Consider the following 25,383-nt stretch of genomic DNA (forward strand, 5'->3'; position numbering starts at 1 on the left):
ATATCAATAATTTTAGGTTTATTTCTTAGAGTCTAGGCAACAAACAACTGCGGTGATCTACAATCAAAAAAACTTCCCTTTCTCTCGCAGATTAATTTTTTCAATTATACACTATTTTTACGTTGTTTTCAGCTTATTTTCCTTGTAAATCCTTTAATCTTAAAGAATTTGTATACTCTGTGACTTTTTTTGCTTCTTGTAAATGATACGTAAACTGGGCCATTTTAGCAAAATCCTGAGCGACGACGTCAAAAAAGGCTTGTGTCTTTATTAAGCTGTTCCAACAAGCTTCTTTACTAGAAAAATCCAGCAACGATGCTAATTGATCCATCGTGTCAGGAGTGACATAATTTTTCAGATACTTAAATTGTTTCCCAACAGAAATTGGCTCCGGTTCCTGCCAAGCCGCTTGCCAAGAAAGCAAGCGCAACAGTTCCTGCTGACAATATTCATAGAGATGTGTGACAGCGTAAAATAGTTCATTCCGACAAAGCCCCTTAACTACATACGTACTAACCCACCAAAATTCATTGCAACAATCGTTAAACTGCTGCTGATTCGGAACTGTTACTGTATAATTTTTGTCAGATGCTACAGGTAAAGGCGGCAAATTTTCATCTTTGTCTAACAAGATAATTGCTAAAGAATCACCTTCATGCCAATTATCTTTTTCTGAGAGAGGACACAACGTTAAATCGATACGTTGACCATCTTCAAATAACATTAAAAATGTTTCCCGCGTCTTTGGTTCTGTGGGAAATAAGGTCATTTCCTTGGGACGTTGCATAATTAATGGTTGACCAAATTTTGCTGTCCACGTTGCTGTTTCAAAAAACTCAGCACATGGTTCTACAATATAAACAATGTCGAAATCTTGAAAACTATCTTTTGGCGCTTTCACATTCGTGCGAGAACCCACCATTCCCACGGCTCGAATGTGTTCTTCTTGTTTTGCTACATCCATAATAAGTTGAAACATTTCTTCTTCTGTACGCATTCACTCGCTCCCTCTCTTCAAAAGTTTCTATTAAAACATAGATTTTTTTATAAGTCTTTTGTTTTCTATCGCTTTTTCTATGGTACTTCGTATACACTAACATTACAAGGAGGGATGTTTCATGCATTGGTTAAAAATAACAAGTTTATCCATTGTCAGTTTTGGCTTTTGTATTCTTTTGATTTTAGGTCTACTTATTTTTACTGGCAAAAATACGCAACCCACCGATAAACCAGATGCTATTTTAATTTTAGGGGCCCGTGTTTTAGGAACGTCTAAAGAAACCGCACTGCCCAGCCGTGTTTTGCAAGCTCGGTTAGATGTGGCTATCCCCTATATTAAACAACACCCCGAGACACCCGTTATTGTTAGCGGAGGGCAAGGAGCAGATGAGCCGGCTACGGAAGCCGCGGTTATGAAACAATACTTGCTAAATAAAGGTGTTCCAGAAAAACAGATTCTCTTAGAAAATCGTGCCACACGCACCAAAGAAAATATTGTCAATTCAGAAAAACTCCTTTCTTTTAAACGGCTAGTGATTGTTACTAGTGACTTTCACATGTACCGCTCGCAACTTTTAGCCAAGCGAGCAGGCATCTCAAATGTTTCAGGCATCACTGCGGCTTCTTCTTTTCCAAAAGATATCAAAAATTTTGGCCGAGAGCTGCTTTCTTTAGGCTATGCCTTACTCTTTGATTGGTAAAAGAGAGTCCTTCGCAAGACCATTTTGCGAAGGACGCTTTTATATTCTGTGGATTTGCTCACTTTTGTTCTCTTCTTCTTGTGTTTAAATTATAAAAATGATAACATATCTTTGTTAGCGCTTACAAATAATATTTATTTTATAGGAGGAGAAAGTTATGGGGCATCAATTGAGCACTCATTTTTTTAACAAGAAAACAGGGATTATTTCAACTTTTTTAAGTTTGATACTTTTAGTCGGCGGGTTACTGTTTGCACTACCTGCATTTGAAGTACAAGCAGCATCAACTGTTACACCTAAAACAGTCATGTATGTAGAAGTAAATAACCACGATTTTAACAATGTGGGAAAATATACTTTAGCTGGAACCAATCAACCTGCTTTTGATATGGGGATTATTTTTGCAGCCAATATTAATTATGACACGGTCAATAAAAAACCTTACTTATATCTAAATGAACGGGTCCAACAAACTTTAAACGAAGCTGAAACACAAATTCGTCCAGTTCAAGCACGCGGCACTAAAGTCCTATTGTCTATTTTAGGCAACCATGAAGGTGCTGGCTTTGCTAACTTCCCAACTTACGAAAGTGCGGATGCCTTTGCAGCTCAATTAGAACAAGTCGTTAATACGTATCATTTAGATGGTATTGATTTTGATGATGAGTATGCTGAATACGGAAAAAATGGGACGCCTCAACCAAATAATTCTTCGTTCATTTGGTTACTTCAAGCCTTAAGAAATCGCTTAGGCAATGATAAATTAATTACTTTTTATAATATTGGACCAGCGGCTGCGAACTCTTCTGCTAATCCTCAAATGAGTTCTTTAATTGATTATGCTTGGAATCCTTATTATAGTACCTGGAATCCGCCACAAATTGCGGGGATGCCTGCTTCTCGTTTAGGTGCTTCTGCCGTTGAAGTTGGTGTCAATCAAAATCTAGCTGCGCAATATGCTAAACGTACAAAAGCGGAGCAATATGGTATTTATCTAATGTATAACCTCCCAGGAAAAGATTCATCTGCGTATATCTCGGCGGCGACACAAGAACTTTATGGTCGAAAAACGAACTATTCACCAACTGTTCCAACACCTTAATATTATCTCGTGTCTACAAGCGCCAACATGTAAAGAGTTAAAAGCCAGCTTACTACAAGCTGGCTTTTTGGTATCTTGAGCGAATAGTTTTACACAAAAAAAGACCCGCCCTTTGGGTAAGGACGGGAAAGGAGTTAAAAATGAAAAAGTGTTTTGTGTTGTTAAGGTTGTTTGTTGATATGCTTATATCTTACAAACTAAATGTGAAGATTTTGTGATCATTTCATTCTTATTTTGCTACTTTTATAGGAATTAAATAGATTGCCACGAGACTATCTTTAGTTGCCTCGTGCATCCGTTATTCTGACTGCTCCTTGTGGTGATACTCTGTAAAAACCGACAGTTCCTGTCCCTCCATTTGCAACCATCTGTTTCGATTGGGCTCTAAAAAAGAAGTCATTTCCATTCATACCCAAAAATCCAAGGTTCGTATCATTATTTTCTGCATCAGTCAGTGTCTTTCTAATATATGTCTCTGCTTTTTCTTGTGTATCGATGATTTTTGCCTCTTCATTTTGGTCTTGATTTTCCTCTTCAGAAGAACGATAGTAATACTCTTCCGCAGGATAATTTCCACTATCTTGAGTAATTAACAATCGTGGTTTCGTCTTATCCGATTGGTCGCCGTTAGGATTTTCAACACCAATTTTATATAATAATAACGCAGCACCAGTAGGCCCCCACCTAATACTTAAGCTTGTAATTGGTCGCGACTCATCAGTAGGTGAATCCTTCGTAATCATTCCTCCGGTATTTGTACTACCATCAGGATGAATGATCAAACTCTCTCCTTTACCATTTTTCCATGTTCCAACTAAAGTAGTAAAATCGCCAGCATTAATCGCTGTAGTATCTAAATCAGCTGTGGTTAGCTGACTGTTGTTTTCATCAGCTGCAGACTCTTCACTTTTCACTGATTCGTTAGACTCGATACTGCTGCTCGCTTGTTCATTTGTCTTATCAATTGTTTCACTGGTTTTTTCATTCGTCTCTTCAACTTTAGAGAATGCCTCAGTTGAAGCGGTTACTTTCTTTTCTTTTGGTTCCCGACAAGCAGTTAATGATAAAACCGCTAGCCCGACAAAAAACGCTAACATTCCCTTTTTCACGCCTATTCACCCCGTTCAATGATCTATCTTACTAGACTATTGTACTATTAATTCAACTGTTTAGACAAATATTTATGGAACAGACAAAAGTTAATCCTGTCATTGAATGCTTTGTGTCACATGGACCTATCAATCAACTTTCTTTTTTCTATGTATTATATGAAAAAAAGAGCGTGGGACAAAAATCACTTTGGATTTTTGCTCCACGCTCAAAAACTAATAAACGGCGGGAACAGAAGCAACACTACGCGTTGCTCCGATCTCAACAACTTCTAAGGTGTTTTCTCGACATGCGTCTCGTCACAGTACAGCCTTCAAAAGAGCTACAGCTCTAAGAGTTGCGATGTTTCACTGTGAAGCATGAACAGATGAAATCATCGTACCTACTTGGTGAAGGTCCTTCGGAAATAAGCCGAAATTGTTGAGAATCACGAAGAACGTAGTGTTTCGATGATGAACAATACCTACTTGGTCTCCAAAAATTAAAGAACACCGGGTAGGTATCATGCAACATCAACTCGTACCTCGTTGTGTTTTATGACAATTTTCGGAAATTCCTTCTTATTGCTGAGAAACACTATTTGCAAAGCAAATAGATGTTGAACAGTACCTACGTGGTTCTCGGAGTTAAACACTTCTGTCCCGACCTCTTTCTAAATCTTCAAATAAACGAACAAATGGATTATTCAGGTAAATCTACATTATGATGGACTTTTTGAACATCTTCTAAATCTTCTAAAACGTCTAACATTTTTTCAAAGTTCGCTAAATCGTCGCCTTCTAATGTTACTTCGTTTTGTGGAACCATTTCTAACTCAGTAACCGTGAATTCTTCAATGCCTTTTTCTTTTAACGCTTCTTGTGCATGGTGGAAATCTTCTGGTTCTGTGTAAACGATAATTTGACCGTCTTCTTCAACAACATCGCGAACATCAATATCTTTTTCCATTAAGTATTCTAAAATTTCATCCGCATCGTCACCAGCAAAGCCAATGATACCTGTATTATCAAACATGTAGGAAACAGCACCGCTGACACCCATGTTTCCGCCGTTTTTACCAAATGCGGCCCGCACATCTGCTGCTGTTCGGTTCACGTTGTTCGTTAAAGCATCAACAATGACCATTGAACCATTTGGCCCAAATCCTTCATAGCGTAATTCAGAATATTGTTCATCTGCTGAACCTTTTGCTTTTTCAATAGCGCGATCAATAATATGTTTTGGTACATTGTATGTTTTGGCGCGTTCGATTACAAACCGTAATTTTTGGTTTGCATGAGGATCAGGGTCTCCTGACTTCGCTGCTACGTAAATTTCAATCCCGAATTTTGCATAAACACGGCTATTGTTTGCGTCTTTGGCAGCTTTTTTCTCTTTAATATTTGCCCATTTACGGCCCATATTCTCACTTCGCTTTCTCTGATTTGTTGTTAGTATCTTATCCCTTGTTTATTATACTGGGGAAACTGATTTTTGTTAAGTATTTTTTAGGTATCTGGCGAAAATCGTAAGGGAAACCGACCAAAATTTTGTTCTTTTAAAGAAGAATCTCCCATCTGATATAGTTGATTGGCGCGAATATCTAACGAAAGCATAGCGCGGTTTTCTTTAGATACTTTGGAAATTACCGGCAATTGAATTTGTGCTTTGGTTTCTTTTAGATAAGCTTGTCCCTTTGGCGTAAATCCTAGCACATGGAGATAACTGTTTTGCCAAACAGTTTCAACTTCTTCTTTGGTCATATTTAACAATATATAGGTTGCTAATCGTTGCAACCTTGTCCAAGTATAACGCTTCGTTTTCATACGTTCCATTAATTCGTGAAAAGAACCTGCTGCTTGGATTTGATCTTTTAGTCGATATTCAAGTCCTTCCGTCATTTGGTAAATGGCTTGTAACTCTTCTAACGAGGACTGAACAATTTTATACTTTAGGAAGGGCCAATAGTTTTCCCATGAAATCATTGTCTGTGTTTGTAAATGTTGTGCGGTTATAGAAGGAACCGTTGGCAGCACTTGCGTTATTTCTTGTTGAAAAACACTTTGCCTAATCGCCGTGGCGCTAGCAACTTTCCCAGAAATCGTTGCATCATGAAAGCCCGCTTGTTTTCTAGCAATTGGGTAGAGCGTCATCGGGGTTGGATACGTGGCATTTTCCTTTGCATAACTCATCCCCAAAATATGATTAGGCGAAGAAAAATCGAACCTACTTTCAGGATATACTTGACGAAAAACAGCAGTCATTTTTTGTGGATAACTCAATTGTTTATCTGTCAATGCGTGGAACGTTTGATCAATTAAGGATTGGTTTTCTTGGACAAACTGGCCGAAAGCCGCATAATCAATTGCGCTTGTACTATCTGTTCCAAAACATAAGCTCTCACATTGCAACGCCTGCAATAACTTTATACCGCCTTTGGCAAAGTAATCCGCAGACTGTACCGACCAAGCTGTCGGCAATTCAATGACTAAATCCACACCATTTTGCAAAGCTTCTTCTGCTCTGGCCCACTTATCTAGTAAGGCTGGTTCTCCTCTTTGTAAAAAATTCCCACTCATTATAGCAATTACTACTTCAGCTCCGCTTTGTTGGCGAGCTTGTTGGGCATGATAGCGATGTCCATTATGAAAGGGATTATATTCCACGATAATGCCACAGGCTTTCACTCTAGCCACCTCCGTTATAAAAAAATGGACTTATCAGCAAAGAGACAAACGTTTTTAAGCGCTGTCCCAAGCTCATAAGCCAAATCTTATTAATCTCTTTGACAAACAAAGAACCAGCGTTCACTTGTTTCAGTTGGTGCTTCATCTGTAAAATCTGCATAAACTTTGACGTTCATGAAACCAGCACTTTCTAACATTCGTAAATAGTTATCTAACGAATAGGTTCGTTCTTGATGCAATTCATCATACCGAACAAAGTGTTCATCTGTTTCCTGTTCTTTCACAAAAAATGTTAAGAAATGTTCGATGCTGTGTTCTTTTTCACCAGCGTAACTATCCCATAGAAAAGCAAACTCTTCGGTTTGATAATGATAGCTATATTCTGGAAAAACTGAATCAATTTTGTAAGTAGAATGAACATCAAAAATGAATGTTCCTTCCTCTTCTAACGCTTGATAAACTTCATCGAACACTTGTTGTACTTCTTGGCGATTAGCCATATAGCACAGTGAATCAGAAAAACAAGTGATGGCTTGGTATTGTCCCACTTCAGATAAATCTAGCATATTTCCCTGAACAAATTGAACTGGTACTTCTTCTTCAAAGGCTCGTTCACTAGCAATCATCAACATTTCTTCTGATAAGTCTAAGGCCGTCACATCGTAACCACTTTTCGCAAAATCAACTGCTAAAGCGCCTGTACCACAAGCCATTTCAAGAATTTGTTGGGTTCCTTGTGGGAGATGACGATTGGAAAAATCCAACCATTTTTGGTATAGGCTTTCGTCCATCACTTCGTCATAGACGAAAGCAAACGTTTCATAGGCCATTTTAGTCGACCCAAGCGCTTAGATCAACCATTGGGGCATCTGACCATAATTTTTCTAAGTTGTAAAAGGCACGTTCTGAAGATTGGAATACGTGGACAATAACATCGCCTAAATCGATTAAAATCCATTTTCCGCCTTCTTTACCTTCCACACGTTTGACTTCTACTTGATTTTTGGCTTCTTGTTCGTTAATTTCATCAACAATCGCATTGATTTGACGTTCACTATTGGCTTGGCAAATTAAAAAATAATCTGCTAATAATGAAATCTCTCTTACGTCTAATGCGACAATTTCTTCTGCTCGTTTTGAATCTGCTGCTTTGACAGCAATTTCTAAAATTTTCTGGCTATCTATGATAGTTCCCTCCTAGTAATTCTTTCTTCTTTTATTTTTGATTAACGACCCATTGATTGTAGGTCTCTAACGTTTTTGGATAAATTTTATGTTCTTGTTCAATCAAATGTAACAAGGTATGTTTCGTTTCATAAGCAACCGCTGCATCTAAGTCAACAAGGGCAATTTCACGGGCTTCTTTCACACCTGGAAAATCACGTCCTGGTTCAATGTAATCTGCGACATAAATAATTTTATCTAGCAAGCTCATCTTAGCAGCCCCAGTTGTATGCACACGAATTGCCTGCAAGATTTCTTCGTCATCAATGGCTAATTCCCGTTGAACAATATCCGCCCCAACTAAGCCATGCCAAATTTCATTGCCATAGTTTAATAAAGCCAAATCAAAACCATCTCGGCGAATAATCAACTCGAATTCATCGTTTGGACGTTCTTTGGCGTAATCATGCGTCAAAGCAGCAATACTTGCTTTCGCTTCATCGGCACCATATTTCGCTGCCAAGGCCACAGCTGTTTCCTCGACTCCTAACACATGGCGAAAGCGACGTTCACTCATTTGCATTTGAACTTTTTGCATTAATAATTCACGTTGTGCAGCATCATAATTTGTTATCCAGCTCATCTTGATACAGTCCCTTCTCTTGGATATAGTTTATCACATTCTCTGGAAGAAGATAGCGTGTTGAGCAACCACTTTTGACTTTTTGTCTAATCAAAGTGGAACTAATCGCCATCTGCGGAACATCGACCCAAATAATTGGATAGGTAGATTCTGTTGGATAATTAGGACGCCGAATGCCGACAAATTGAACTAAATGGAGTAAGTCATCAATCCGATGCCATTTGGGCAAGTATTCCACCATATCTCCACCAATTATAAAATAATAATCAGTATCTGGATTGGCTTCTTTTAAAGCTTTCATCGTATCATATGTGTAACTTTTGCCTTTGCGAATTAATTCAATTGGCTCAATATCTAAGCAGGGATTATCAGCCACTGCTAGTTCTAACATCGCTAACCGATGTTCACTGCTAATTGTTTTCTTTTCGTCTACATGTGGTGGTAAGTACGTAGGCATTAAGTAAACTTTGTCCAAACCTAGTTGATTTTGAACTTGATCGGCCATGACAAGATGTGCTAAATGAACGGGATTAAAATTACCACCTAACAAGCCGACTTGCTTTCTTGTTTGAAAACGTAACGGTTCCTCTTGCAAGAGAACGTCCGCTCCTTGACGCGCTTGTCTTTTTTCTCCCATTGTTCATCCCTCCAATATTAAATCTCTTTGACTGCTGCTGAAATTTTTTGATATTTTTCTTTACTTGATGGCTTGAATAAGACCAACACGCGACCAATGATTTGTACCACATCGCAATGAATGGCTGCTGTTAGTTCTTCTGCAACCTCTTCTGCTACTTCATCTGTATTTTGTAATAACGTAATTTTAATCAATTCACGTTTTTCCAACGCTTCATCAATTTGTGTAATCATTGCGTCATTCAAACCACCTTTGCCTACTTGAAAAATAGGTTGTAAATGGTGTGCCTGACTACGTAAATAACGTTTTTGTTTTCCTCTAAGTTTCAAATTGTTTGCCTTCTCTCTAAAATTTAAATTAATGCTTTTCTACGTAAAACATCGACACCTTTAGGCGCCCAACCAGCGACTACACCAGGTTCTGTGACAGTAATCCAACCTAGACCAGCAAACACAATATCCGTTTTTTCTTTCACGGAAAATTCAAAGCGCACTAATTCAGGAAACTCAGCGACTTCATCGGCACGTGGGGGCTGCAATAAGCCACCAACATGTTTTTCATAAAAAGCATCGGCGGTTGCTGTTTTTGTTCGGTGTAAATTTAAGTCATTGGAAACGTAGGCAATGAAGGAACTTTTAGCACCTTGGACATAATCAAAGCGAGCCAAGCCACCTAAAAACAAGGTTTGTTCAGCATTTAATTGGTAAACTTTCGGTTTGATTTCTTTTTGCGGTGCAATAATTTTCAAGTCTTTTTTACCTAGGTAATGTGCCATTTGATGACGGTGAATAATTCCTGGCGTATCAATTAAGAAGTGGCCATCGTCTAATGGAATTTCAATTTTATCTAGCGTTGTTCCAGGAAATTGTGATGTCGTAATCACATCTTGAACACCCACTGTTTGTTGAATGATTTGATTGATTAATGTTGATTTTCCAACATTGGTCACACCTACGACATAAACGTCTCGGCCTTCACGATATTTTTCGATCGTATCTAATAACTCTTGCATTTCTTGTGGTTTCTTGCCACTTGTTAGTAAAACATCAACAGGGCGTAATCCTGCTTCATGGGCCCGTTCTCTCATCCATTGAACCATTTTAGGTTTTTTTAATGATTTAGGCAAAATATCCACTTTATTGCCAACTAACAACACAGGATTATCTCCGATAAAACGATGCAGTCCTGGAATAAGAGAGCCATTAAAGTCAAAAATATCCACTACGTTCACAATCAGTGCATCTTCTGTTCCTAAACCATTCAATAAACGTAAAAAGTCATCGTCTGTTAATTGGACATCTTGAATGTCATTATAATGTCTTAAGCGAAAACAACGTTGGCAATAAACTTCCCCTGTTTCCATTCCTTTTTCGAAAGCTGTTTTTGGTGTATAGCCTAATTCATGAGGATTTTCCGTTTGGATAATCGCACCACAGCCAATACAATGAATTGCCTCTGTCATTCTAATCCGCCTCTCCATGTCATTTCTGGATGTTTTTTTGATAAGTATTTCATAATTTTCCGTTCAAAGAACCGATTGATTCTAGTATTCCAGCCATCTGTATCGACAATCGGTTGAACTAAAACATTGCGTATACCCGCTGCGTTAGCTCCCCGAATATCTGTCATAATCTGATCGCCGACCATTAACATTTCAGATGGCTTCAAGCCTAATTTTTTTTCTGCTAATTTGAAGCCACGTGCGGTTGGTTTCAAGGCACGTGCTACATAATCTAAGTCAAACTTTTCAACAACGCGTTTAATCCGGCTGTCTTTGTTGTTTGAAACAACGAGGACAGTAATTCCTGCATTTTTCATTTCTAATAACCAAGTTTTTAATTCTTCTGTTCCATCGGGATTATTCCAAGCAATTAACGTATTATCTAAGTCAGTTAGTACTGCCTTAATCCCTAGTTTTTTTAATTGTGCGGGGGTAATTTTATAAATCGCATCAATCATCCATGTCGGTTTATATTTTGAAAACATCGTGACTCCTCTCACTGACACTATGTAGTTTCTTCGATTTTAAGAGACTGAAACATAACTAAACAATTATGCTTCAGTCTCTACCTATTGTATTATACTGCATTTTACTGAAAATTTCTATAAAGGACGGTCGTTCCTTGTAAAAGAACAAGTAAAATAAAAGAAAAAATAAAAAAAGCCACCCATCAACCCCTGAAAAGTTCGTTGATGAGTAGTAACTTCTAATATTTGCGAAAACGTTGGTATCTTTTTTCTAGTAACGTTTCCGTATCTAATTTAGCTAATTCAGTTAATTTTGAAATGAACGCTTTTTGTAACATGCGATTAATTTTTGCTTGTTCCAGAGGCTGACCGTTCATAACTTCTGGAATTACTTTATCTACAATAGCTAATTCCTTCAGCTCTGTCGCTGTGATTTTCATCAATTCTGCTGCTTCTTTCGCACGACTGCCATCTTTCCACAAAATAGAGGCGAAACCTTCTGGCGAAAGAACCGCATAAATCGTGTGTTCCAACATCCAAACTTCATCTGCGACTGCTAAAGCTAAAGCACCGCCACTACCGCCCTCACCAATGATGACTGAAATGATTGGCACTTTCAAATCAGACATCTCTAACAGGTTTTGCGCAATGGCTTCCCCTTCTCCCCGCTCTTCGGCACCAATCCCACAATAGGCACCAGCAGTGTTCACAAAGGTAATGACTGGGCGATTAAATTTTTCCGCTTGTTTCATTAAACGTAACGCTTTGCGATACCCTTCAGGATTAGGTGAACCAAAATTACGTTCAATATTTTCTGGTAGATTTCGACCTTTTTGGATACCTACCACTGTAACTGGTTTACCTTGCAAAGTAGCAACACCACCGACTACAGCTAAATCATCGGCAAAGTAACGATCCCCATGAAATTCTAAAAAGTCCTCAAAAATGGCTTCTATATATTCTAAAGTTGTCAAACGATCTTGGGCTCTTGCCAAGGTAACAACATCATTGGCTGTTTTCTTTTCCATGTTAGCGCCACCCTTCCAAAGAATGTAAACGTAACAAGTCGCTCAATCGTTGACGCAAAAGATTTCTTGGCACAATCTGATCTACAAAACCATGTTCTAAAAGAAACTCGGCCTTTTGAAAATCATCTGGCAACTCTTGACGAATCGTTTGTTCAATTACACGGCGGCCAGCAAAACCGATTAAACTCTGAGGCTCTGCCAAAATAATATCGCCATCCATCGCAAAACTTGCGGTAACACCGCCAGTCGTTGGATCAGTCAATACCGTAAGATACAGCAAGCCTGCTTTGTTATGCCGTTGCAAAGCGGCCGAAATTTTCGCCATTTGCATCAATGAAAAAATTCCTTCTTGCATACGGGCACCACCAGATGCAGTAAAAATCACCACTGGTAAATGCTTTTCTGTCGCCCGCTCAAACAAGCGTGTGATTTTTTCACCAACAATCGTTCCCATACTGCCCATGATAAAATTAGCGTCCATGATTCCTATTGCAACAGCTTGTCCTTCGATTATTGCTTCTCCCGTTAAGACAGCTTCATCTAGTCCAGTTTTTTCTTGCATTTTTTCAATTTTTTCAAGATAACCTGGAAAATTTAGTGGATCTTTTGTCACTAATTCACTGTCCCAATTGTGGAAACTTTTTTCATCAACGGTTATCGCTAATCGTTCCCATGCACCAATCCGAAAACTATAGCCGCAATGCGGACAGATTTTTTCTGCACCCATTTCTTTTGTATACAGTGTTCGCTTACAAGAAGGGCATTTTGCCCACATATTATCTGGAACAGAAGGCTTCTTTGATGCATCATTTGCATCAGCACGATTTGGATTAATGCGAATGTAATTTTTCTTTTTAAATAATGCCATTTGCTTACTCCTCGTATTTTAGCGGCAAGAGCACAGCTTCTTTCAAAAGATCAATGATCTTTCCAAGCAAGAGAGCTCTTGCGGCGTTCTTTCTTTAATGATTGCTTTCTGGCTCCCAATTTGGTAGAAATGTTTCTTGTAAAAAGCTTGTGTCATAGTCACCTGTCAAAACATTGTCATGTGTAATTAAATCCAATTGGAATTCGGCATTCGTAATAATACCTTCTGTTACAATTTCATTTAAAGCCCTTTGCATTTTCATCAAGGCATCAAAACGATTTTCACCATGTACAATGACTTTCGCAATCATTGAATCATAATAAGGTGGAATTGAATACCCTGAATACATAGCGCTGTCTACACGCAAGCCCATTCCACCACTAGGCAACAAGAGATTTTGAATTTTACCTGGTGAAGGAGCAAAATTAAAGGCAGGATTTTCAGCGTTAATTCGGCACTCAATCGCATGCCCAGTCATGGTAACATCCTCTTGGGTATAGCCTAAAGGTTCACCTGAAGCAATTTCTAATTGTGCTTTGACTAAATCAATCCCTGTTACCATTTCCGTAACTGGATGTTCGACTTGGATGCGGGTATTCATTTCCATGAAATAAAAGTCGCCAGCTGGATCCATCAAAAATTCAATGGTTCCAGCATTTTCATAATGCACAGCTTGTGCTGCTCGAACGGCCGTTTCGCCTAACATCTGACGCTTTTCCTCAGAAATAGCAATCGATGGTGATTCTTCTAACACTTTTTGATTATTTCTTTGTAGTGAGCAATCACGTTCCCCTAAGTGAATCACATGCCCATATTGATCACCTAAAATTTGTACTTCGATATGACGTGCTGGATAAATAATTTTTTCTAAATACATATCATCATTACCAAATGCGGCTTTGGCTTCTTGCTGCGCTGAAGTAAAGTGTTTCGGTAACTCTTCTTTTGAAAGAACTTTTCGGATTCCTTTTCCGCCACCACCAGCAGCTGCCTTTAACATCACTGGGTAACCAATTTCTTCAGCAATCGTCAACGCTTCTTCGACAGAATTAATGACGCCATCACTCCCAGGAATAACAGGTACCTTGGCTTTTTGCATCAGTTGACGTGCGTTTATTTTATTGCCCATTGCATCAATCGTTTCTGCTTTAGGACCGATAAAAGTAATGTTGCATTCTTCGCACATTGAAGCAAATTGACTATTTTCAGATAAGAAACCAAACCCTGGATGAATCGCTTCAGCATTGGTAACAATCGCTGCACTTAAAACAGCTTGAACATTTAAATAAGAATCAGTTGCTTTCGCCGGTCCAATACAAATGGCTTCATCTGCTAACTGTGTGTGTAACGCTTCTTGATCCGCTTCAGAGTAAACAGCAACTGTTTGGACGCCTAATTCGCGACAGGCACGAATAATACGAACAGCGATTTCTCCGCGGTTTGCGATTAATACTTTCGAAAACATTTTTCACCTATCCAATCATAAAGGTTAATTCAGCCTCGGCAACTTTTTTTCCATTAACTTTTGCCACACCTTTACCCATTCCAGCAGAAGCGCGGACTTTTAAAAGTTCAACCTCTAAAATTAATGTGTCGCCTGGTGTTACCTTTTGTCTAAATTTTGCTTTATCTAATCCACCAAAGTATGCCGTTTTCCCTTTGAATTCAGGCATTGAAAGTAATGCCACGGCACCTGCTTGAGCCAACGATTCAATAATTAAAACTCCTGGCAAAACAGGATTCCCAGGAAAATGACCTTGAAAAACTTGCTCATTAACCGTTACATTCTTTTTCGCTACAACGCGTTCCCCGGGAATGACTTCTTCAACACTATCTAATAATAAAAAGGGATAGCGATGTGGTAAAATTTCTTGAATTTCTGTAATTGTTAATTTCATATTTTATTCTCCTTTAGCAACTCGGAATAGCGGCTGACCAAATTCAACCACATCTTCATTGTTGACTAATATTTCAGTAATCACACCGTCAACTGTCGCCGTAATTTCATTCATTAATTTCATCGCTTCAACGATACACACAACGTCACCCGTTTTAACAGTGTCTCCTACTTTGACAAAGTTTTCTTTATCTGGTGCTGGTTGTAAATAAACGATTCCTACAATGGGTGACGTAATTTCTTCTGTCTTTCCATTGGCTGTTGGTGTATTGGTTGGCGTTTCTTCAACGACAGAAACTGTTTCAACAGGCACTGACACACCACTAGCGGCTACTGGTGTTTCTTGTGGTTGCGCCACTGGTTCTACGGCACTTCGTCCAGAAACTGTATTTTTATTCATATATAATTCAAACGAGCCTTCTCGTAAATCAAATTCGGTTAAAGTTGATTGATCAAATTGTGTTAATAATGCTTTTACTTCTTCTAACTGCATGTTAATCCTCCCAGCGTTTTAAGCAAATAACTGCATTGTGGCCACCAAAGCCTAGCGAGTTACTTAAAGCATAATCAAATTTATGCTCTTTGCTTTCGTTTAAAACAACGTTCACCGTAATTGCTTCATCTTGATTTTCCACATTAATGGTTGGCGGAATAAATTGATGTTGTAAAGCATTTAGGGTAGCAATTCCTTCAATTCCACCAGCGGCGCCTAAGAGATGTCCCGTCATACTCTTCGTACTACTTACATACGCCGTTTTTGCGGCATCACCTAAAGCCAATTCAATTGCTTTAGATTCTGCACTGTCATTGGCTTGTGTGCTTGTTCCATGGGCGTTAATATAGCCAATTTTTTCTGGAGAAATCCCCGCTTCTTCCATTGCTAGTACCATGGCTTTCGCTGCGCCGCTCCCATCTGGTGTTGGTGATGTCATATGATAGGCATCGCAATTAGCACCATAGCCAACCACTTCACCTAAAATAGTTGCGCCTCGTTCTAGAGCATGATCTAATGATTCTAAAATAAAGACACCCGCTCCTTCTCCCATCACAAATCCACTACGTTCTTTATCAAAGGGAATTGAGGCTTTTTCTGGGTCAGTCGCCTTTGTTAAAGCGGTCAAGGAAGCAAATCCTGAAATACCGATTTCTGTAATTGGCGCTTCTGCTCCACCGGCAATAATGACATCGGAGTAGCCATGTTTGATATTGCGGAACGCTTCCCCAATTGAATGAGTTGCACTAGCACAAGCCGTCACTGTTGAAGTACAAATTCCTTTGGCACCAACACGTAAAGCAATATTTCCCGCCACCATGTTTCCAATCGCCATTGGAATAAATAACGGTGCCACACGTTCAGGTCCTTTGTCGTGCATCCGAATTACTTGATTTTGAATTGTTTCCAAACCACCAATCCCGGAACCCACCATAACGCCAAACCGATCCACATCTAGTTGACTGGTATCCAAGCCACTCATAGCCATTGCTTCTAAGGCCGCATAAATGCCAAATAACGAAAACTTATCCATGCGTTTGCCATCTTTTTTAACAAAATATTTTTCCATTGGAAAGTCTTTCACTTCAGCTGCTAAGGTTACACCTGTTTCACTAACATCAAATTTACTAATCGGTCCGATACCATTTTTCCCTGTTTTCAAACTTTCTAAAAAAGTCTCAGGTTCATTGCCAATCGGCGAGGTGACACCGTAACCGGTAATAACTACTCGATTCATCCTTTTGACTCCTTTCGTTTATCCGTGCATGACTAAGCCGCCATCAACATTCACGACTTGCCCAGTAATATAGGGACTTTTAGCTAAGAAAATCGCTGTAGCTGCGACATCTTCGACTTGCCCAAACGTTTGTAAGGGAATTTGCGCATTCATTTGTGTTTTAACTTTTTCCGATAAAACATCCGTCATTTCTGTTTGGATAAACCCTGGTGCAATCGCATTGCAGGTAATACCGCGCGGCGCAACTTCTCGTGCCACCGATTTAGTAAAACCAACGACACCCGCTTTACTCGCAGCGTAGTTTGCTTGACCAACATTTCCCATTAAACCGGAAACGCTAGCCATATTAATAATCCGACCACTTCGTTGTTTCATCATACGTTTAACCGCTTGTTGGGTCATGTTAAAAGTTCCTACCAAGTTAATATCTAAACAGGCATTAAAATCCTCTTTTGTCATTCGTAATAATAATTTATCATTCGTAATCCCAGCGTTATTCACCAGAATATCAATCGAGCCTAATTGGTCAACGGTTGCTTGAATCATCTCACCTGCTGCATCAAAATCGGAAATATCTCCAGAAAGGCCAATACATTTTACCCCAAAGGCTTCAATTTCTTGTCGTTGTTCTGGCGTAATCTCACTCCGACCGTTTAAAACAATATTGGCGCCCTCTTTCGCAAAAGCCAACGCAACTGCTTTGCCAATCCCACGAGTGCTTCCAGTAATAAATACGTTTTTCCCTGTTAATTCCATTTTTTACCTCCCAGTAAGTGCTGTTAACGTTTCTGTTAATGTTGCAACATCTTCCACACGGTGCATTTCAATCGTTTTGTCAATCTTTTTAACAAAACCAGTTAATGTTTTCCCTGGACCAACTTCAATCATCGTTCCCACGTTCATAGCCTTCATCGTTTCGATACTGTCTTCAAAACGTACCGCAGACATGACTTGCTTTTCCAATAACGCTTGAATTGCCTCTTGGGGCATAATTTCGGCAGTCGTATTACTAATGACAGGAATTTGCATCGTTTGAAAGTTCAATTTTGCTAAATCCTGAGCCAATTTTTTTGATGCTGGTTGTAACAGCGCCGTATGGAAAGGACCACTCACATTTAACGGAATCATTCGCTTCACACCAGCTTCTTTGAGAAGTGTCATCGCTTGATCAACAGCAGCAACCTCACCACCAATCACGATTTGTTGTGGTGTATTAAAATTTGCTGGAGCCACAATTCCGAAAGCACTGGCTTCTTGGCAGGCTTTCTCAATTACTTCACGCTCAGCATTCATGACAGCAACCATTTTGCCAGTTCCTTGTGGTGCTGCTTCTGTCATGTACTGACCGCGCTTTTGGACCAAGGCCACTGCTTCTGAAAAACGCAAAGCCCCGCTGGCAACCAATGCGCTATATTCCCCTAAGCTTAAACCCGCTACGACATCAGGCGTTAGTCCTTTTTGTTGCAAAAGACGGTAAAATGCGACACTGACTGTTAAAATAGCAGGTTGCGTATATTCTGTTTCATTTAAACGTTCATTTTCAGTAAAACAAAGTTCTGCCATCTCATAACCTAAGATATGACTTGCTTCATCGAAAGTTTCCCGAACAATCGCTTCTTGGTGATATAATTCTTCACCCATCCCTTGATACTGGGCTCCTTGTCCACTAAATAAAATCGCTGTTTTCATACGACACCTCATTTTTTGTTAAAATTATTCACTTAGCCCCAACGCTGATTCATCTTATGTACAATCGCTTTGCATTCAGACATGAGTGAATCAATGATTTCTTGGGCTGTTTCTTCTTTTTTTATTAACCCGGCAATTTGTCCCGCCATGACGGAACCGTAATCCATATCCCCGTCAACGACAGCTTTGCGCAAAGCGCCTTGACCAATCTTTTCAAACATTTCTAAATCAGGTACTTCTTTTTGAAGTTCTTGCTTTTCTAATTGATTATATTGAGCAGTTAATTTATTTTTTAAAGTACGCACCGGATGGCCAAAATGTTGACAGGTAATTACTGCATCTAAATCACGTGCCTTTAAAACTTTCTGTTTATAATCTGGATGAACGTTGCATTCTTTGGCAATTAAAAAACGTGTGCCTAACTGGACTGCTTCAGCACCTAACATAAAGGCCGCAGCCATACCACGACCATCACCAATCCCACCTGCTGCAATCACAGGAATTGTCACAGCGTCAACGATTTGCGGTAAGCCACTCATAGTGGTTAACTTGCCAATATGTCCACCAGCTTCCATTCCTTCAAAAATGACAGCATCGGCACCAATTTTTTCCATTCTTTTTGCTAAAGCAACAGAAGGAACTACTGGGATTACTTTAATGTTATGTTCTTTAAAACGAGCCATGTATTTGGCTGGATTGCCTGCACCTGTCGTTACGACAGGAACCTGTTCTTCACAAACCAAATCGACAATTTCATCGGCAAAAGGTGAAAGTAACATAATATTGACACCAAAGGGTTGCTCCGTTAATTCTTTAACTTTTTTAATTTCTTTTTTTACGACTTCTTTTGGGGCATTACCGCCAGCAATAATCCCTAATCCACCAGCGTTTGACACAGCACTTGCTAATGAAGCATCGGCTACCCAAGCCATACCGCCTTGAAAAATGGGATAATTGATTCCAAGCAACTCACATAACTGTTGATTCATTGATTTTATACGTCCTTTAGTTCTAAGATAAGTACACTTCATTCAAGTAAAAAAGGATTTTTCCGGCTTATTTACTTGTTTTTTTAGGGACTGGGTCATTTAGCAATTAAATGTCCCAGCCCCCTATTTTCATGTATTAGTTTGCTTGTTGTTTTTCTACATATGTTACTAAATCTTGAACGGTTTGGATGCCATCTTCTGTTTCGATTTTCACATCAAATTCATCTTCGATTTCGTTAATGATTTGGAATAAATCTAAGCTATCCGCATCTAATTCTTCTTGAATGTTTGTAGTTAATTGTACCTCTTCAGCATCTTTTCCTAATTCTTCTACGATAATTGCTTGAATTTTTTCAAATACCATGTGTATATTCCTCCAAAATAGTCATTTTCTTCATTTATATGTGAACAGTTTTTTACAGCGTTAGGAGCAGTGAGCCCCATGTTAAGCCGCCGCCAAATCCTGTTAGCACCACGCGTTGTTGGGAACCTAAAATTAAGGTCCCATTTTCAACTGCTTCATCCAACAAAATAGGAATGCTAGCAGCTGAGGTATTGCCATATTTATCCATATTCGTTAAAAACTTCTCGCGGGAAATCTTCGTCTTACGTGCAATTTTATCGATAATGCGCACATTTGCTTGATGTAGTAGAAGATAATCCACGGTTTCGTCCGTCACGAGTGATAAAATATTTTGTGAAACATCTTTAATCGCAAAATCAAAAATACTACGTCCTTCCATCTGTAGCGTCTTACTAGCCTGCTCATGCCCCTGATAAAAAGGACTTTCGTTGATCGTGTAGCCTGACGTTAAAGCCGCCCACCGTTGTCCATCTGCTTGTAATTTTTCATTTAGAAAATGCGGTGTCTCAGCCGCTTCAATCAAGACGCCGGCAGCCCCATCACCGAAAAGCACCGCTGTGGAGCGATCGGTCCAATCCAACATTTTGGAAAATGTTTCGCCACCAATTACTAGACCTGTTTGATAACGACCACTTAAGACTAGTTTTTCTGCCATGCTTAAGGCATAGACAAAACCAGAACACGCTGCACTGATGTCAAAAGCAAAGGCCTCAGTGGCGCCAATTGCGCCTTGCACTTGGCAAGCAACAGAAGGCATATTGAAATCTGGTGTCACTGTTGCGACTAAAATAAAGTCAATCTCACTTGCTTGCTTTCCAGATTTTTCCAATAACTGTTTTGCGACTTGATGACATAAATCAGACGTATTTTCTTGCGTAACGATGCGACGTTCACTAATGCCTGTTCGCGAATGTATCCATTCATCAGAGGTATCCATCATTTCACTCAGTTGGTGATTCGTGACACAATTCTCTGGAACATAACGGCTTGTACAACTAATTCGTGCATAATTCTTCATGGGGATCCTCACTTTTTATTTGTATTCTTGCAAGAAATCATGAAGATTTTTTAGTGCTCTTAACAGCGCTTGTTCTTCTTCTTGCTCCATGCCTTTCAAAATGTTTTTAACCATTTCACGATGAAAATGCTGATGGACTCTAAAAAGTAATTTTCCCTTTTTGGTTAAGCCAAGCTTTACTACACGTCGATCATCTTCACTACGCAAACGTTCAACATAGCCTTTTTTAACTAAGTTGTTAATCGCTACAGTAAGTGTTCCGACGGTAATTGACAGTTCCTTGGCTACTTCTGAAGACGTTTTTTTCTTGTACATACCAATTGCTTCGATTGTGTGCATCTCCGTAATGGATAAATCATTAAATTGTGATTTTTTCAATTCAGATTCTTCAATCGTTAAGATGTCATTAAAGACACTGACTAAGTAATCGTTGACTGTTTCTAAATTAGGTTCCATTCTGTGCACCATCCATATACTTTGATTATCAAAACATTTGATGTTCAAACTATATCGTAAATAAGCAAAGAATGCAAGAGAATTTTCTATATTTTTAATGAAATATTCTTCAAATATTTCAAAAAAGGCGCATTTTCAAGGGACGAGGCTTTTAAAAAAAGGATCAATTACTTTGATACCCAAACTATTTTCACAGAAAAAGGAAAGAAGTGCAACTAAAAAGCATCACTGGCACTCCCCTGATTGAGAAGTGCCAGTGATTTTTGTTATATAATTCTTAAACTCCCACTAAGCTATTGCTACAACTTGACTGGATAATACGAGAAGAGAGTGAACCAGAAGCTTTGGTGCTTCTACTCCACTCCCTTATTAAAATGTAGGACGATTAATTATTGAATTAAGTCGTAAATTTCCATTGCTACAATATCGATGTTATCGAATTGATAGCTTTGGTGCGTATCAGATTCTGTTAATTCAAATGTTTCTGTTGATTTATCAAAACTTACAATACATTTCTCTACGCCTTCACGTTCAAAGCGGCGTACTTGTACTTCATTATCTGCTGCTTCGATCATTGCTTCCAGTCTCTTAATAATCGCCACAAGTTGTGAATGTTTCATCAGTGGGCCTCCTTTTGCAAACTAGTTCTGTACCATTGTAACAAAACATTGCCTAACTTGCATGATTTTTCGTCATTTTTTTTGATTTTTTTGTTGTTCTTTAATTTTTATTCGTTGGTTGCTTGCCATCTGTCCACCAAAGCTTAATTAAGGCCTGTGTGCCATCATTTTCAAATCCTTTATCTGCAAGGCTTTCATATAATTCTGTCGCTTTTTGCGTCGCTGGCAATGGAAGGTCAAGTTTTTTTGCTTCATCTAACGCAATCTTTAAATCTTTGATAAAATGTTTAACAAAAAAGCCTGGCGTATAATCTTCTTTTAAAATACGCGGTCCATAATTACTTAATGACCAGTTTGCAGCACTGCCACCACCGACCGTTTCCAGAACTTTTTCTAAAGTTAATCCTGTCGCATTTGCGTAAACGAGCATTTCAGTCAACCCGGTCATTGTGCCTGCAATCATTAACTGATTCGCCATCTTAGTGTGTTGCCCTTTTCCAGCTGAGCCATGTAGCATAAACGTTTTGCCAAATGTTTTGAAAATTGGTAAGACGGTCTCATAACTTTCTTGATCGCCACCAACCATAATTGTTAAAGTACCATTTTTAGCACCTAAGTCACCACCAGAAACTGGCGCATCCAACGCATGAGCACCCACTTCTGCTGCTTTTTTGGCAATCTTTTCAGCCAAGGTGGGCGTACTTGTGGTTAAATCTACTACTATTTTACCTGTAAGATCTGCTTGAAAAATCCCTGTTTCATTAAAATACACGCCTTCAACATCTGAAGGAAAGCCAACCATTGTAAAAATGATATCACTCGCTTCCGCAATTGCTTTTGGCGTATCATACCAAACTGCTCCTTCAGCAACTAAATCATCTGTTTTACTTTTTGTTCGATTGTAAACATTGACAGATAAATTGTTTTTCATCATGTTACGAATAATTGATTTTCCCATGACACCCGTTCCAATAAAGCCGATTTTAGACATAGTAGCTTCCTCCGTTCTTAAAATAAAAAACTTTCCTCCTTCAGTATAAACGAAGGAGGAAAGTTTTGCAGTTTATTTTCTTAAAGATGTAAATTTTACTTTAATTTTTTTAATTGAGTCCGCATTTTCTTTTTCCATTTGAAGTTGATCAAAGTAAATCAATGTATCTTGATAAAATTCAATCATTTTGTTGCCAAAGTTTGTAGAAGAAATTTCAAATAATTTTTCATCTAAAATAGTTTGGTCCATTTTAATATTTGCTTGTATATAGTCAATCAATGTTGGGGCAAAATCACTGTCTGTCTTAAAAGTTTTGCCTAAGCTTTCATGATCAAATAAATTATTTAAATAGGCGTTCCCTTCTGCAACACATTGAACGCCAGCAGCCATCGCTTCTGTATAAGTTAAGCCTTGTGTTTCCGACGTTGAGGCGCTGACAAAATAGTCAGCAGCTTTATAATAAATGGCGACTTCTTCATTTGGCACTTCACCCGTAAATTGAACGTATTCACTGACTTCTAGTTCTTCTGCTAATTCTTTTAAATCCTCTAGATAGGGACCATTTCCAACTATTACTAAACGAGTTTGTGGTAATTTTTCAATAATTTGTGGTAACCCTTGAATAATTGCTTGAATATTTTTTTCATAAGAAATTCGACTTAACGATAACAACATAATCTGTTGCTCTTCAATACCTAGTTGTTGACGCATTCCAGCGATCATTTCCTCAGTAATATCGGGACGTAAAAACTTATCAATTTCGATCCCTGTTGGAATAATTCTCATTGGTGCGGTCACTCCATAATCCCGTAATTTTTCAATTACACGTTCACTGGGACAAACAACACCTGTCGTATGATTTGTAAACACTCTTGAAAAGAATTTAACATGTGATGGACGGACAACTTTTCCTTTAGCAATATAATGTAAGTAATCTTCATACATTGTATGATACGTATGGATGACAGGAATTTTCATTTTTTTCCCAACCATTTTCCCTAAAATACCCGCACCAAATTCAGTATGTGTATGAATTAAATCTAATTCCAACTCTTTGGCAATTAAATAGGCGTACCACATGCCGCGAACCACTACTCGGCGATCTTTAAAAGACACGAATGGCACACTAGGCATTCGTATGACATCTTCTTCAAAATCAGTCGCGTTAGGATCGGTTGTCGTAAAAATATACACTTCATGGCCGTGCTTTTCTAATTCATCTTTTAAGGTCTTAATAGAAGTCGCTACCCCACTCACTTGCGGGAAATACGTATCAGTAAAAAAACCAATTTTCACTCTCATTACCTCCATTTCATCTAACAATAACTGCCTTCAATATTTGTTAAGATAAGACTGTTTCGTAGACTTCTTTTAACTCGTAACCAATTTGCTTGATACTTCTTTGCTCTGCTACTTGATAGCCTGCTTCTCTAGTGCTAGGTATTTCCCCTTCTAATAAGCCTTCAATATATTTTTTAAATTCTTCAATAGAATGACCCATATAACAATTTTCATTAGCTACTAGCCAGCCTTGATAAACTGGAATATCACGCACTAAAACTTGTTGCTGACTAGCTAATGCTTCTAAAACAACAATTCCTTCCGTTTCTTCACGAGAAGGGAAAAAGAAGAGATTCGCTGCCGCATAGGCCCCTTCGATGACATCTCCTTTAATATAACCTGGGAAAATAACATTTTCTGGATGATCTTCTTTAACTAATTGTCGGATATTTTTTGGGATAGAATACATTGGTGTATCACCAAACCAAATAAATTGATACTCTGGTAACTGTCGCGCAACTTCAATAAAATCAGTGATTCCTTTGCGTTCAAAAAATAATCCCACACAAATAATTACTTTTTTCTCTTCATCTATTTTAAAATATTCTCGGAATTTTTGTTCCTTTTCTTCTGAAGGATAAAAGCGTGATAAATCAATACCATTTGAGATCGCCGAAATAGGCACTTTAATGCCATATCCTTCTAGCAATGTTTTAGAATACGGTGTTGGTGTAATTAAATGATCCGCTTTGGAATACAAACTGATAAGATATTTTTTTACTAATGGTGCCAGTTGATTAGACCCAATAAAGGAATTACGAAAATCTTCTTCTGTCGAATGGGCATGATAAATAACTTTTTTTCCTAGTTTGCGTGCTTTTCTGACCATACGATGGCTATTTACGCCATATGTATTAATATGCAATATATCATAGTCACTGCAATCAGCATCTAATGTATATTCTATTCCAACTTCAGAGAGCGCTCGTTTCTGGTGATCTAATGCTCGACCAATACCTGATTTGGCTAAGATTTTCTCACCTTCAAAATATAACAATATTTTCAAACCCGCTCCTCCTTTTCTGCTTTACTAACTATAATAAACACATTATACCATAGCTAAAATTTGATGTATTCATTCTTCGGTAGGATCCTTTTAATCTTATAAATGTTTTTAAAGTCCCTTCTTCAAGCTTATCAAAAAATAGTGAATAAAACAAAAAAAGCAAAAACCAAGTTGGTTTTTGCTTTTGCTCAACTCCGGCAGTAGGACTCGAACCTACGACATCATGATTAACAGTCATGCGCTACTACCAACTGAGCTATGCCGGAATAATCGCGTGGCGACGTCCTACTCTCACAAAGGGAAACCCTTCACTACAATCGGCGCTAAGAAGCTTAACTTCTGTGTTCGGCATGGGAACAGGTGTATCCTTCTCGCTATCGCCACCACACTGGGTGT

29 protein-coding genes, 1 tRNA gene and 1 rRNA gene are annotated in these 25,383 nt (G+C 38.6%); 2 read left to right on the top strand and 29 right to left on the bottom strand.

All coding sequences use genetic code 11. The annotated features are described in order from the left end of the window. Positions 1-133: 133 nt before the first annotated feature. Positions 134-997 (bottom strand): aminoglycoside 6-adenylyltransferase, encoded by an 864-nt coding sequence (locus tag IGL07_RS11480; RefSeq protein WP_010817631.1) that lies wholly within the window; start codon positions 995-997, stop codon positions 134-136. Positions 998-1,118: 121 nt separating this feature from the next. Here IGL07_RS11480 and IGL07_RS11485 point away from each other — a divergent pair, with 121 nt between their 5' ends. Continuing rightward, the gene (locus IGL07_RS11485) at positions 1,119-1,700 is read left to right on the top strand and encodes a YdcF family protein (protein WP_002376454.1); all 582 of its coding nucleotides are present in this window, start codon (positions 1,119-1,121) and stop codon (positions 1,698-1,700) included. A 157-nt stretch (positions 1,701-1,857) separates the two neighbouring features. Then, positions 1,858-2,802, top strand: coding sequence for an endo-beta-N-acetylglucosaminidase (locus IGL07_RS11490; RefSeq protein ID WP_002382461.1), 945 nt, complete (start codon positions 1,858-1,860; stop codon positions 2,800-2,802). Between the two features lie 278 nt (positions 2,803-3,080). Here the strand turns inward: IGL07_RS11490 and IGL07_RS11495 are convergent, their stop codons facing one another. The 28 genes from IGL07_RS11495 to rrf form a co-directional block, all read right to left on the bottom strand. Beyond that, positions 3,081-3,911, bottom strand: a complete 831-nt coding sequence (locus tag IGL07_RS11495) for a DUF6287 domain-containing protein (protein WP_025189580.1) — start codon at positions 3,909-3,911, stop codon at positions 3,081-3,083. A 682-nt stretch (positions 3,912-4,593) separates the two neighbouring features. Beyond that, positions 4,594-5,313 carry a YebC/PmpR family DNA-binding transcriptional regulator gene (locus IGL07_RS11500; protein WP_002356305.1) on the bottom strand — a complete coding sequence of 240 codons (720 nt, stop codon included), beginning with the start codon at positions 5,311-5,313 and terminating at the stop codon, positions 4,594-4,596. Positions 5,314-5,399: 86 nt separating this feature from the next. Beyond that, complete coding sequence (locus IGL07_RS11505) at positions 5,400-6,587, bottom strand: nucleotidyltransferase (RefSeq protein ID WP_002362361.1); 1,188 nt, start codon at positions 6,585-6,587, stop codon at positions 5,400-5,402. 80 nt (positions 6,588-6,667) lie between these two features. Continuing rightward, a complete protein-coding gene (locus tag IGL07_RS11510) occupies positions 6,668-7,408 on the bottom strand; it encodes a class I SAM-dependent DNA methyltransferase (RefSeq protein ID WP_002356302.1) in 741 nt (246 codons plus the stop codon). Position 7,409: 1 nt separating this feature from the next. Continuing rightward, positions 7,410-7,748 carry a ribosome silencing factor gene (gene rsfS / locus IGL07_RS11515; protein ID WP_033072556.1) on the bottom strand — a complete coding sequence of 113 codons (339 nt, stop codon included), beginning with the start codon at positions 7,746-7,748 and terminating at the stop codon, positions 7,410-7,412. Positions 7,749-7,794: 46 nt separating this feature from the next. Then, on the bottom strand, positions 7,795-8,385 hold the full coding sequence (gene yqeK, locus IGL07_RS11520) for a bis(5'-nucleosyl)-tetraphosphatase (symmetrical) YqeK (protein WP_002356300.1): 591 nt from the start codon (positions 8,383-8,385) through the stop codon (positions 7,795-7,797). Continuing rightward, positions 8,363-9,022 (bottom strand): nicotinate-nucleotide adenylyltransferase, encoded by a 660-nt coding sequence (locus tag IGL07_RS11525; RefSeq protein WP_002365150.1) that lies wholly within the window; start codon positions 9,020-9,022, stop codon positions 8,363-8,365. The genes yqeK and IGL07_RS11525 overlap by 23 nt, the downstream gene beginning before the upstream one ends. 17 nt (positions 9,023-9,039) lie before the next feature. Further along, positions 9,040-9,351: a ribosome assembly RNA-binding protein YhbY gene (gene yhbY / locus IGL07_RS11530; protein ID WP_002356298.1), complete on the bottom strand. Its 312-nt coding sequence runs from the start codon at positions 9,349-9,351 to the stop codon at positions 9,040-9,042. Between the two features lie 23 nt (positions 9,352-9,374). After that, complete coding sequence (gene yqeH / locus IGL07_RS11535) at positions 9,375-10,484, bottom strand: ribosome biogenesis GTPase YqeH (RefSeq protein ID WP_002381381.1); 1,110 nt, start codon at positions 10,482-10,484, stop codon at positions 9,375-9,377. Continuing rightward, positions 10,481-11,008 carry a YqeG family HAD IIIA-type phosphatase gene (locus IGL07_RS11540; RefSeq protein WP_002356296.1) on the bottom strand — a complete coding sequence of 176 codons (528 nt, stop codon included), beginning with the start codon at positions 11,006-11,008 and terminating at the stop codon, positions 10,481-10,483. Before IGL07_RS11540 ends, yqeH begins: the two co-directional genes overlap by 4 nt. Before the next feature lie 221 nt (positions 11,009-11,229). Next, positions 11,230-12,018, bottom strand: a complete 789-nt coding sequence (locus IGL07_RS11545) for an acetyl-CoA carboxylase carboxyl transferase subunit alpha (RefSeq protein ID WP_002362363.1) — start codon at positions 12,016-12,018, stop codon at positions 11,230-11,232. A gap of 1 nt (position 12,019) precedes the next feature. Next, a complete protein-coding gene (accD, locus tag IGL07_RS11550) occupies positions 12,020-12,886 on the bottom strand; it encodes an acetyl-CoA carboxylase, carboxyltransferase subunit beta (RefSeq protein WP_010817633.1) in 867 nt (288 codons plus the stop codon). A 94-nt stretch (positions 12,887-12,980) separates the two neighbouring features. Beyond that, positions 12,981-14,351: an acetyl-CoA carboxylase biotin carboxylase subunit gene (locus IGL07_RS11555; protein ID WP_010817634.1), complete on the bottom strand. Its 1,371-nt coding sequence runs from the start codon at positions 14,349-14,351 to the stop codon at positions 12,981-12,983. Positions 14,352-14,358: 7 nt separating this feature from the next. Next, positions 14,359-14,784: a 3-hydroxyacyl-ACP dehydratase FabZ gene (fabZ, locus tag IGL07_RS11560; protein WP_002356286.1), complete on the bottom strand. Its 426-nt coding sequence runs from the start codon at positions 14,782-14,784 to the stop codon at positions 14,359-14,361. Between the two features lie 3 nt (positions 14,785-14,787). Next, positions 14,788-15,276 carry an acetyl-CoA carboxylase biotin carboxyl carrier protein gene (gene accB / locus IGL07_RS11565; RefSeq protein ID WP_010817635.1) on the bottom strand — a complete coding sequence of 163 codons (489 nt, stop codon included), beginning with the start codon at positions 15,274-15,276 and terminating at the stop codon, positions 14,788-14,790. 1 nt (position 15,277) lies between these two features. Then, entirely contained in the window at positions 15,278-16,513 is a 1,236-nt protein-coding gene (fabF, locus tag IGL07_RS11570) for a beta-ketoacyl-ACP synthase II (protein WP_002356284.1), read from the bottom strand. 18 nt (positions 16,514-16,531) lie between these two features. Beyond that, the gene (fabG, locus tag IGL07_RS11575) at positions 16,532-17,269 is read right to left on the bottom strand and encodes a 3-oxoacyl-[acyl-carrier-protein] reductase (protein ID WP_002356283.1); all 738 of its coding nucleotides are present in this window, start codon (positions 17,267-17,269) and stop codon (positions 16,532-16,534) included. Between the two features lie 3 nt (positions 17,270-17,272). Further along, positions 17,273-18,202, bottom strand: coding sequence for an ACP S-malonyltransferase (gene fabD / locus IGL07_RS11580; protein WP_195526219.1), 930 nt, complete (start codon positions 18,200-18,202; stop codon positions 17,273-17,275). 32 nt (positions 18,203-18,234) lie between these two features. Further along, positions 18,235-19,191, bottom strand: a complete 957-nt coding sequence (gene fabK, locus IGL07_RS11585; protein WP_010817636.1) for an enoyl-[acyl-carrier-protein] reductase FabK — start codon at positions 19,189-19,191, stop codon at positions 18,235-18,237. A gap of 136 nt (positions 19,192-19,327) precedes the next feature. Beyond that, complete coding sequence (locus IGL07_RS11590) at positions 19,328-19,555, bottom strand: acyl carrier protein (protein ID WP_002356278.1); 228 nt, start codon at positions 19,553-19,555, stop codon at positions 19,328-19,330. A gap of 52 nt (positions 19,556-19,607) precedes the next feature. Continuing rightward, entirely contained in the window at positions 19,608-20,573 is a 966-nt protein-coding gene (locus IGL07_RS11595; RefSeq protein ID WP_002359378.1) for a beta-ketoacyl-ACP synthase III, read from the bottom strand. A 15-nt stretch (positions 20,574-20,588) separates the two neighbouring features. After that, the gene (gene fabT, locus IGL07_RS11600) at positions 20,589-21,029 is read right to left on the bottom strand and encodes a fatty acid biosynthesis transcriptional regulator FabT (protein ID WP_002362455.1); all 441 of its coding nucleotides are present in this window, start codon (positions 21,027-21,029) and stop codon (positions 20,589-20,591) included. Between the two features lie 389 nt (positions 21,030-21,418). Next, positions 21,419-21,649, bottom strand: coding sequence for a YkuJ family protein (locus IGL07_RS11605; RefSeq protein ID WP_002379802.1), 231 nt, complete (start codon positions 21,647-21,649; stop codon positions 21,419-21,421). A gap of 100 nt (positions 21,650-21,749) precedes the next feature. Next, positions 21,750-22,640: an NAD(P)-dependent oxidoreductase gene (locus IGL07_RS11610; RefSeq protein ID WP_002359377.1), complete on the bottom strand. Its 891-nt coding sequence runs from the start codon at positions 22,638-22,640 to the stop codon at positions 21,750-21,752. Between the two features lie 72 nt (positions 22,641-22,712). Continuing rightward, positions 22,713-23,936, bottom strand: a complete 1,224-nt coding sequence (gene bgsB / locus IGL07_RS11615; protein ID WP_002389260.1) for a cell wall glycolipid biosynthesis glucosyltransferase BgsB — start codon at positions 23,934-23,936, stop codon at positions 22,713-22,715. A gap of 46 nt (positions 23,937-23,982) precedes the next feature. Next, positions 23,983-24,987, bottom strand: coding sequence for a cell wall glycolipid biosynthesis glucosyltransferase BgsA (gene bgsA, locus IGL07_RS11620; protein WP_002362375.1), 1,005 nt, complete (start codon positions 24,985-24,987; stop codon positions 23,983-23,985). Positions 24,988-25,179: 192 nt separating this feature from the next. Then, positions 25,180-25,253 (bottom strand) — tRNA-Asn (locus IGL07_RS11625). Positions 25,254-25,259: 6 nt separating this feature from the next. After that, a 5S ribosomal RNA gene (rrf, locus tag IGL07_RS11630) occupies positions 25,260-25,375 on the bottom strand. Between the last annotated feature and the right edge of the window lie 8 nt (positions 25,376-25,383).

Source organism: Enterococcus sp. DIV1368f (assembly GCF_051712245.1).
GTDB lineage: Bacteria > Bacillota > Bacilli > Lactobacillales > Enterococcaceae > Enterococcus > Enterococcus faecalis.

Coding starts and splice junctions, on each gene's coding strand:
- IGL07_RS11490 (WP_002382461.1), top strand. CDS start 1,858: ATGGGGCATCAATTGAGCACTCATTTTTTTAACAAGAAAACAGGGATT.
- yqeH (WP_002381381.1), bottom strand. CDS start 10,484: ATGACAGAGGCAATTCATTGTATTGGCTGTGGTGCGATTATCCAAACG.
- IGL07_RS11610 (WP_002359377.1), bottom strand. CDS start 22,640: ATGTCTAAAATCGGCTTTATTGGAACGGGTGTCATGGGAAAATCAATT.
- IGL07_RS11595 (WP_002359378.1), bottom strand. CDS start 20,573: ATGAAGAATTATGCACGAATTAGTTGTACAAGCCGTTATGTTCCAGAG.
- fabT (WP_002362455.1), bottom strand. CDS start 21,029: ATGGAACCTAATTTAGAAACAGTCAACGATTACTTAGTCAGTGTCTTT.
- IGL07_RS11480 (WP_010817631.1), bottom strand. CDS start 997: ATGCGTACAGAAGAAGAAATGTTTCAACTTATTATGGATGTAGCAAAA.
- IGL07_RS11485 (WP_002376454.1), top strand. CDS start 1,119: ATGCATTGGTTAAAAATAACAAGTTTATCCATTGTCAGTTTTGGCTTT.
- IGL07_RS11605 (WP_002379802.1), bottom strand. CDS start 21,649: ATGAAACATTCACAACTTGTGGCGATTATTAAGAGACTGGAAGCAATG.
- IGL07_RS11510 (WP_002356302.1), bottom strand. CDS start 7,408: ATGGCCTATGAAACGTTTGCTTTCGTCTATGACGAAGTGATGGACGAA.
- IGL07_RS11555 (WP_010817634.1), bottom strand. CDS start 14,351: ATGTTTTCGAAAGTATTAATCGCAAACCGCGGAGAAATCGCTGTTCGT.
- fabZ (WP_002356286.1), bottom strand. CDS start 14,784: ATGAAATTAACAATTACAGAAATTCAAGAAATTTTACCACATCGCTAT.
- IGL07_RS11525 (WP_002365150.1), bottom strand. CDS start 9,022: ATGGGAGAAAAAAGACAAGCGCGTCAAGGAGCGGACGTTCTCTTGCAA.
- fabG (WP_002356283.1), bottom strand. CDS start 17,269: ATGGAATTAACAGGGAAAAACGTATTTATTACTGGAAGCACTCGTGGG.
- IGL07_RS11590 (WP_002356278.1), bottom strand. CDS start 19,555: ATGGTATTTGAAAAAATTCAAGCAATTATCGTAGAAGAATTAGGAAAA.
- IGL07_RS11500 (WP_002356305.1), bottom strand. CDS start 5,313: ATGGGCCGTAAATGGGCAAATATTAAAGAGAAAAAAGCTGCCAAAGAC.
- fabF (WP_002356284.1), bottom strand. CDS start 16,513: ATGAATCGAGTAGTTATTACCGGTTACGGTGTCACCTCGCCGATTGGC.
- fabD (WP_195526219.1), bottom strand. CDS start 18,202: ATGAAAACAGCGATTTTATTTAGTGGACAAGGAGCCCAGTATCAAGGG.
- yqeK (WP_002356300.1), bottom strand. CDS start 8,385: ATGAGCTGGATAACAAATTATGATGCTGCACAACGTGAATTATTAATG.
- IGL07_RS11540 (WP_002356296.1), bottom strand. CDS start 11,008: ATGTTTTCAAAATATAAACCGACATGGATGATTGATGCGATTTATAAA.
- accB (WP_010817635.1), bottom strand. CDS start 15,276: ATGCAGTTAGAAGAAGTAAAAGCATTATTAACACAATTTGATCAATCA.
- fabK (WP_010817636.1), bottom strand. CDS start 19,191: ATGAATCAACAGTTATGTGAGTTGCTTGGAATCAATTATCCCATTTTT.
- IGL07_RS11545 (WP_002362363.1), bottom strand. CDS start 12,018: ATGGAAAAGAAAACAGCCAATGATGTTGTTACCTTGGCAAGAGCCCAA.
- accD (WP_010817633.1), bottom strand. CDS start 12,886: ATGGCATTATTTAAAAAGAAAAATTACATTCGCATTAATCCAAATCGT.